General features: G+C 75.6%; 4 protein-coding genes and 1 pseudogene. 3 read left to right on the top strand and 2 right to left on the bottom strand.

The genetic code is table 11. From position 1 onward, the window contains the following. Positions 1–731: pseudogene (locus A2U95_RS07430) on the bottom strand (hypothetical protein); the annotation flags it as partial. Positions 732–925: 194 nt separating this feature from the next. Here A2U95_RS07430 and A2U95_RS07425 point away from each other — a divergent pair. Then, positions 926–2,137: a pyridoxal phosphate-dependent aminotransferase gene (locus A2U95_RS07425; protein ID WP_166021410.1), complete on the top strand. Its 1,212-nt coding sequence runs from the start codon at positions 926–928 to the stop codon at positions 2,135–2,137. A gap of 134 nt (positions 2,138–2,271) precedes the next feature. Next, positions 2,272–2,700, top strand: coding sequence for an SCO4983 family protein (locus A2U95_RS07420; protein ID WP_166021409.1), 429 nt, complete (start codon positions 2,272–2,274; stop codon positions 2,698–2,700). Between the two features lie 135 nt (positions 2,701–2,835). Here A2U95_RS07420 and A2U95_RS07415 read toward each other — a convergent pair whose 3' ends face one another. Further along, complete coding sequence (locus tag A2U95_RS07415; protein WP_206282833.1) at positions 2,836–4,563, bottom strand: WD40 repeat domain-containing protein; 1,728 nt, start codon at positions 4,561–4,563, stop codon at positions 2,836–2,838. 214 nt (positions 4,564–4,777) lie between these two features. On the opposite strand from A2U95_RS07415, the gene A2U95_RS07410 reads away from it, so the two are divergent. Next, complete coding sequence (locus A2U95_RS07410) at positions 4,778–6,835, top strand: thioredoxin domain-containing protein (RefSeq protein ID WP_166021408.1); 2,058 nt, start codon at positions 4,778–4,780, stop codon at positions 6,833–6,835. The last annotated feature ends 356 nt before the right edge of the window (positions 6,836–7,191 follow it).

The raw sequence follows: 7,191 nt of genomic DNA, 5'->3' as shown, positions 1-7,191 counted from the left end.
GAGGCCCGCGCGGCCTCCCGCGCCGCCGCCCGGCCGGCCGGAGCGGCGCCGTCCGGGGCCGGGAGGGCGTGGCCGGGAGGCACCGCGCCGTGGTCCGGAGCCGCGCCGCCGTAGGGGGCCGGGTCCGCCCACGAGGCGGAAGCCCCCTGGGGGGGAAGGTGGGAGGAGCCGCCGGGGAAGGACGGGGCGCCGTACGGACCGGGCCCGGCATCCGCCGCCGCTTCCCCGCGGGCGGTCCCCTCGGCGTACGGGCCCTCGTTGTAGGGCCCCTCGATGTACGGCCCCTCGATGTACGGCCCCTCGATGTACGGCCCCTCGATGTACGGCCCTTCGCCGTAGGGCCCCTCTGCGTGAGGCCTCTCGGCGTGAGGCGGCCGGTCCGTGTACGGCGCGCCCTCCGCGTACCGCGGCCCGTCGGCGTACGGCGTCCCGGGCCCGCCGGGCACCGCCCCGTCGGGGCCGCCGTCCGCCGTCACCGGCGGTTCCCGCGTGGCCGCGGCCTCCTCCGGGAGGGCGCCGGCGTACGTCGCCGCGCCCTTGCCGGGCTCCCCCGCCGGGGCGAGGTCCACGGAGCCGCCCGGCCCCGCCGGCACCACCGGCAGTTCGCGGGTGGCCTCCGTTCCCCCCGCGCCGGGCCACTCGGCGGAGGGGGTGGGCGCCCCTGTCGGAGGGTGCGCCGGCGGCTCCGGCGCGCCCTGCGCGCCCGGCCCGTGTGCGGGGGTGATGGACATGGGTGCGAAGTGTAAGGACCGGCGTGGCGCAGGCCACACCCGGAGTCCCGTACGGGTCTTCGCACCCGTCCGCCGAACGGCCCCCGTCCCGCGCGCTCCGGCCCGGAACACCGGCCTCCGGCCCTCCGCCCGGCGGCGGCCGACGTGTCGGAGAACACGAGGCGGCCCGGGGCGTCTCGCCGTAAGCTCACGTCATGCAGGTGATCCAGTCGTCGAAGCTCGCCAACGTCTGTTACGAGATCCGGGGCCCGGTGCTCGAGGAGGCGACCCGGCTGGAGGCCGCCGGTCACCGCATCCTCAAGCTCAACACCGGCAACCCGGCCGCGTTCGGGTTCGAGTGCCCGCCGGAGATCCTCGAGGACATACTGCGCAACGTCGGCACGGCGCACGGCTACGGCGACGCGAAGGGCCTGCTGGCCGCCCGTCGCGCGGTGGTGATGCACAACCAGACCCTGGGCGTGGAGACCGACGTCGAGCACGTCTTCATCGGCAACGGGGTCTCCGAGCTGATCGTGATGGCCATGCAGGGCCTGCTGGACAACGGCGACGAGGTCCTGGTCCCCGCCCCGGACTACCCGCTGTGGACGGCGGCCGTGGCGCTCTCCGGCGGAACCCCGGTCCACTACGTGTGCGACGAGCAGGCGGACTGGATGCCGGACCTCGCCGACATCGAGTCGAAGATCACCGACCGCACCAAGGCGATCGTGATCATCAACCCGAACAACCCGACCGGCGCCGTCTACGACGACGACCTGCTGCGCGGGCTCACCGACATCGCCCGCCGCCACAACCTGCTGGTCTGCTCGGACGAGATCTACGACAAGATCCTCTACGAGGACGCCACCCACACCCCCACCGCGGCGATCGCCCCCGACCTGCTGACCCTCACCTTCAACGGCATGTCCAAGGCGTACCGGGTGGCGGGCTACCGGGTGGGCTGGATGTCGATCTCCGGCCCCAAGGCGCACGCCGACTCCTACATCGAGGGCCTCAACATCCTGGCCAACATGCGGCTGTGCGCCAACATGCCGGGCCAGCACGGCGTGGTCGCCGCGCTCAGCGGCCGGCAGTCCATCCAGGACCTGGTGCTGCCGGGCGGCCGGCTGCGCGAGCAGCGCGACGTGGCGCACGAGATGCTGACCCGGATCCCCGGCGTGACCTGCGTCAAGCCGAAGGGCGCGCTGTACCTCTTCCCGCGGCTGGACCCCAAGGTCTACCCGATCAAGGACGACCGGCGGATGGTCCTGGACCTGCTGCGCCGCGAGAAGATCATGGTCGTCCAGGGCACGGGCTTCAACTGGCCGGACACCGACCACTTCCGGATCGTCACGCTGCCCTCGGTCGCCGACCTGCGGGACGCCGTCGGACGCATCGGACGGTTCCTGGAGAGCTACCGCCAGGTCTGAGAACGGCCGCCGGGAAGCCGTGACCGCAAGCCGCCGGCCCGCCGGCCGGCGGCGCCACGCACTCGCGACGTCGCACAACTTTAGACTCGTTCCAATGTAAGATGGCTTCCTGCCAGAGCACAGGAGGCCATCCCATGTACGAACCGATCCGCGGCAAGTCGGTCCACACCATGGCCGGCACCGGCTCGGACGTGCCCCGCCGGCCCCGTGAGGCGGAGCTCGAGTTCCAGCTGGCCGGCCACCTGGCCGCGCTGCTCACGGCGACCGACGAACTCCGTTCCCAGGCGCCCTGCGCCGATCTCGACGAGGCCGCCGAGCAGCTCGCCCAGCAGGTCGCCCGGCTCCGCGGCGGCGCGGCCCCGGCCCGCGCGGCCACCCCCGGCCCGCTCGCGGACGGCGGCTCCGCGGCCCGGGTCACCGCGCTGCACCGCCGCGCGTACGACCTCGCGGGCCGCGCGCTGGTGGTCGCGGCGTCGCGGGCCGACACCCGGGCGGCCATCCTCGCCGCCCAGCGCATGGAGGCCCACGCCGAGGCCGCCGCGCGTCCGCCGGTCCCCTGCTAGGGCTCCCCCGAACGGCCCCGGTCCGCGCCTTGCCACGAAGCGGCGCGGACCGGGCGCCACGTGCCAGCGACACGCCGGAGCCCGGCGGCGCGCGGTGCGTCGCCGGGCTCCGGTGCGCCGCGGCGCCCGTCCGGCTCAGCGCCGGACGTACACCGTGGCCGACGCCTCGGCCCCCTCGTGCAGGTCGTCGCCCGGCCAGCCGACGGTGTACGTGACGTTCCCCCGGACGCGCGGCGTGTGCGCGACGGTGAAGGTCCCGTCGGCGGCGACCGTCACGGGGGCGAGCCGCACGGCGCCCTCCCGGTCCGCGGCGGTGACGGTCAGCACGGCGGGCGAGGCGAGCGGCCCGCCCCGGACGGTGAGCGTGCCGGTGATCTCCACGCCGCCCCGCCGGGTCGCCTCCCCGGGCGCGGTGAGCGCCAGCGCCGCGGACGCCTTGACCACCGGCACGGTGAGCAGCGCGTCCTCGGCCGGGCGGTGCAGGGCGTCGCCCGCGTAACCGAAGCGGTAGGTGGCCTCGCCCACCAGGCCCGGCACGTCGCGCACGGTGAACGTCCCGTCCTCGCCGACCGTGACCGGCTCCAGGGGATGGACGCCGTCCGCGTCCTCCCGCGCCACCTCGACGCGGGGCGCGGTGGCCGGGGCGGGTCCGTCCAGCTCCAGCCGGCCGCGCAGCGTCAGCGGCTCGCCGGCGACCGCGGGGTCGGGCTCGTGGGCCGTGCCGTCGGCGAACCGGGACGCGGACAGGCCGTCGGGGGTGCGGATCACGTGCAGCCAGTACCCGGCGCCCTCCGCGTCGGTGGTCACGACGAACAGCGAACGGCCGTCCGGCGAGAACTCGACGCCGCGCGGCACGACCCGGTCACCCGTGCCGGCGCCCTCGAAGGCCACCTCGACCGGCGGCCGGGTGTCCGCCGGGTCGGCGGACTCCAGGGTCAGGTCGGAGGTGGCGCCGGAGGCCGCCGCGCCGCGCGCGAGCCACTTGCCGTCGCCGCTGAAGGCCACGGCGGTGGGCTCGGCTCCCTCGGGCAGCGGCGTGTAGGGGTTCTCCCGCCTCGTGAGGCCGGGCGTGCCGAGCAGCACGGTGCCGCGGTCGCCGTCGGCGAGCGCCAGGGTGGAGCCGTCGGGCGAGAAGGCGGCGTCGCGGAAGTCCATGCCGCCCTGCCCGGCGCCGTCCCCGCCGAGGAAGGTCTCGCCCAGGAACTCCAGCACGCCGTTCTCGGTGTCCCCCTGGACGACCCGGTAGAGGCCGAGGTCGGGGTCGTCGGCCGGAGACCGGCGCTCCGGGGCCGTCAGCAGCATGCCCCCGGGCCCGGCCTCCAGGTGGTTGACCGAGCCGGTGTACATGACGATCCGCGGGGTCGTACCGTCCGCCTCGGTGGCGTTGATGGTGCCCAGCGCCTCCGCGCACTCCTGCGGCGATCCGCCTTCCCGGGCGGTGAGGAACAACAGGCCGCCGGAGTGCACCAGTTCGCGGCCGCAGTCGTCCGCCGGCGCCGGGGTCACGCCGAGCGGCGAGAGGTCCGCGTCGTAGCTCTGGACGCCGCCGTGCCGCCCCACGTGGATCCGGGACCCGTCCGGCTCCACCGCGACGCCCGAGACACGGCCCTCCGTCTGCCGCTGCGCCCGCAGGACGCCGTCGAAGCCGTAGCCGAGGACCGTTCCCGGACCGCTTCCGGCGTCACCGGTGTTCTCGCCGGCGATCCAGACCCGCTGGTTGGCCGGGTCCACGGCGAACTGCGAGAAGGACGTGACCGGCAGTTTCACCACCGTGCCCGGCGGCGGCTCCGCGGCCGCCGCCGGTCCCGCCGTGGCCGTGAGGCCCGCCCCCGTCATCGCGACGGCCAGCACGGCCGTCGTCACCCTGCCGCCTCTTCGTGCTCCGTACCTGCGCACCTGCGCCCCCCACGGGTGGTGTCGGAGTGCGGCACCACCCGGTGCCGCACACGTGCGTCACATGAAAGCAATGTCAACAGATCACCCGCAAGTCGTTTTCGTAACGAGCGTGATCCAGGATCCGACTCCCGCTCGAGCCTTGTACCGCCCGTCACCCCCCGAGTTACGCAAGGATGTAGGCATGGCAAACCGACTTGCGCAGGCCACGTCCCCGTATCTTCTGCAGCATGCCGACAACCCCGTCGACTGGTGGGAGTGGCAGCCCGCCGCCTTCGACGAGGCGCGGCGGCGTGATGTGCCGGTGCTGCTGAGCGTCGGGTATTCCAGTTGCCACTGGTGCCACGTGATGGCGCACGAGTCCTTCGAGGACGCCGCGACCGCCGCCTACCTCAACGAACACTTCGTCTCCGTCAAGGTCGACCGCGAGGAGAGGCCGGACGTCGACGCCGTGTACATGGAGGCGGTGCAGGCGGCGACCGGGCAGGGCGGCTGGCCGATGACCGTGTTCCTCACGCCGGACCGCGAGCCCTTCTACTTCGGCACGTACTTCCCACCCGCCCCCCGCCACGGCATGCCAGGGTTCCTCCAGGTGCTCCAGGGCGTGCACGCCGCCTGGGCGGAGCGGCGCGAGGAGGTCACCGAGGTCGCCGGGAAGATCGTGCGGGACCTGACCGAGCGGGAACTGCCGTACGCCGACGCGGGCGACGTGGCGCCGGGCGAGGCGGAGATGGCGAGGGCGCTGCTGGGCCTGACCCGCGAGTACGACCCGGCGCGCGGCGGCTTCGGCGGCGCCCCGAAGTTCCCGCCGTCCATGGTGCTGGAGTTCCTGCTCCGCCATCACGCCCGCACCGGCTCGGAGGGCGCGCTGCAGATGGCCGCCGACACGTGCGAGCGGATGGCGCGGGGCGGTCTGTACGACCAGCTCGGCGGCGGCTTCGCCCGGTACTCGGTCGACCGGGACTGGGTGGTGCCGCACTTCGAGAAGATGCTGTACGACAACGCGCTGCTCTGCCGCGTCTACGCCCACCTGTGGCGGTCCACCGGCTCGGACCTGGCGCGGCGGGTCTCGCTGGAGACCGCCGACTTCATGGTGCGCGAACTGCGCACCCCCGAGGGCGGGTTCGCCTCCGCGCTGGACGCCGACAGCGACGACGGCAGCGGCCGGCACGTCGAGGGCGCGTACTACGTGTGGACGCCACGGCAGCTGACCGAGGTGCTCGGCGAGGAGGACGGCGAACTGGCCGCCCGCTACTTCGGGGTGACCGCGGAGGGCACCTTCGAGGAGGGCGCCTCGGTGCTGCAGCTCCCGCAGCGCGCCGACGACGCGGGCGGCGTCTTCGACGCGGAGCGGATCGAGGGGATCCGGCGGCGGCTGTTCGAGGCCCGTGCGGCGCGTCCCGCCCCGGGGCGGGACGACAAGGTGGTCGCGGCGTGGAACGGCCTGGCGATCGCCGCGCTCGCCGAGACCGGCGCGTACTTCGACCGGCCGGACCTGGTGGAGGCCGCGGTGGCCGCGGCGGACCTGCTGGTGCGGGTCCACATGGACGAGCACGCCGGGCTGACCCGGACCAGCCGGGACGGCCGGGCCGGCGCCAACGCGGGCGTGCTGGAGGACTACGGCGACGTCGCCGAGGGCCTGATCGCGCTGGCCGGGGTCACCGGGGAGGGCGTCTGGCTGGACTTCGCCGGACTGCTCCTCGGGCACGTCCGGGAGCGGTTCACCGACCCGAAGAGCGGCGCGCTGTACGACACGGCGACGGACGCGGAGCAGTTGTTCCGGCGGCCCCAGGACCCCACGGACAACGCGGCGCCGTCGGGGTGGACGGCGGCGGCGGGGGCGCTGCTGTCGTACGCGGCGCACACGGGGTCCGAGGAGCACCGCACGGCGGCGGAGCGGGCGCTGGGGGTCGTGAAGCTGCTGGCGCACCGCGTCCCGCGGTTCATCGGGTGGGGGCTCGCGGTCGCCGAGGCCCGCATCGACGGGCCGCGCGAGGTCGCGGTGGTGGGCCCCCGCGACTCCGGCGCGACGCGCGTCCTGCACCGGACCGCGCTGCTCGGCTCGGCGCCGGGGGCGGTCGTCGCCGTCGGTCCCGAGGGCAGCGACGAGTTCCCGCTCCTCGCCGGCCGCCCGCTCGTCGGCGGGGCCCCCGCGGCGTACGTCTGCCGCGGCTTCACCTGCGACGCGCCCACGACGTCCCCGGACCGCCTCGCGGCCACGGTGCACGCCCGCACCACCTGACGCCCCGCCCGGCCCGCACCGCTCCCGCGGGCCACCGGGGGACGCCCCGTTCCCGTACGTCCGCCCCGGCCGGGGCGCGGTCCCGGCCACCGTCCCGCGGACACCCGGACCGCCCAGGGGCGAGGGGGATCGTCCGGAGCCCGGGGAGGGAGTCCGGCGGCCCCAGCGGCACGACTGCCCGTGGACACCGGACGCCGGCGGCAGCGGCAGCGGCAGCGGCAGCGGCAGCGGCAGCGGCAGCGGCAGCGGACAGTGCGGCTCGGCCCGCGTGCGGCCGCCCTCCTGGCGCCGCCCGCCCCGGGACGGAACGCGGCACGGACCGCCCGGCGGGCGGCCGGGCACCGGGCGGCCGGGCC

Source organism: Streptomyces chilikensis (assembly GCF_001642695.1).
GTDB classification, from domain to species: Bacteria; Actinomycetota; Actinomycetes; order Streptomycetales; family Streptomycetaceae; genus Streptomyces; species Streptomyces chilikensis.
Note: the sequence above shows the minus strand (reverse complement) of the source record. Positions and strands in the feature narration are given on the sequence as shown.

Bases quoted from the DNA above. Each gene is read 5' to 3' on its own strand.
- A2U95_RS07425 (WP_166021410.1), top strand. From the start codon at position 926: ATGCAGGTGATCCAGTCGTCGAAGCTCGCCAACGTCTGTTACGAGATC.
- A2U95_RS07420 (WP_166021409.1), top strand. From the start codon at position 2,272: ATGTACGAACCGATCCGCGGCAAGTCGGTCCACACCATGGCCGGCACC.
- A2U95_RS07410 (WP_166021408.1), top strand. From the start codon at position 4,778: ATGGCAAACCGACTTGCGCAGGCCACGTCCCCGTATCTTCTGCAGCAT.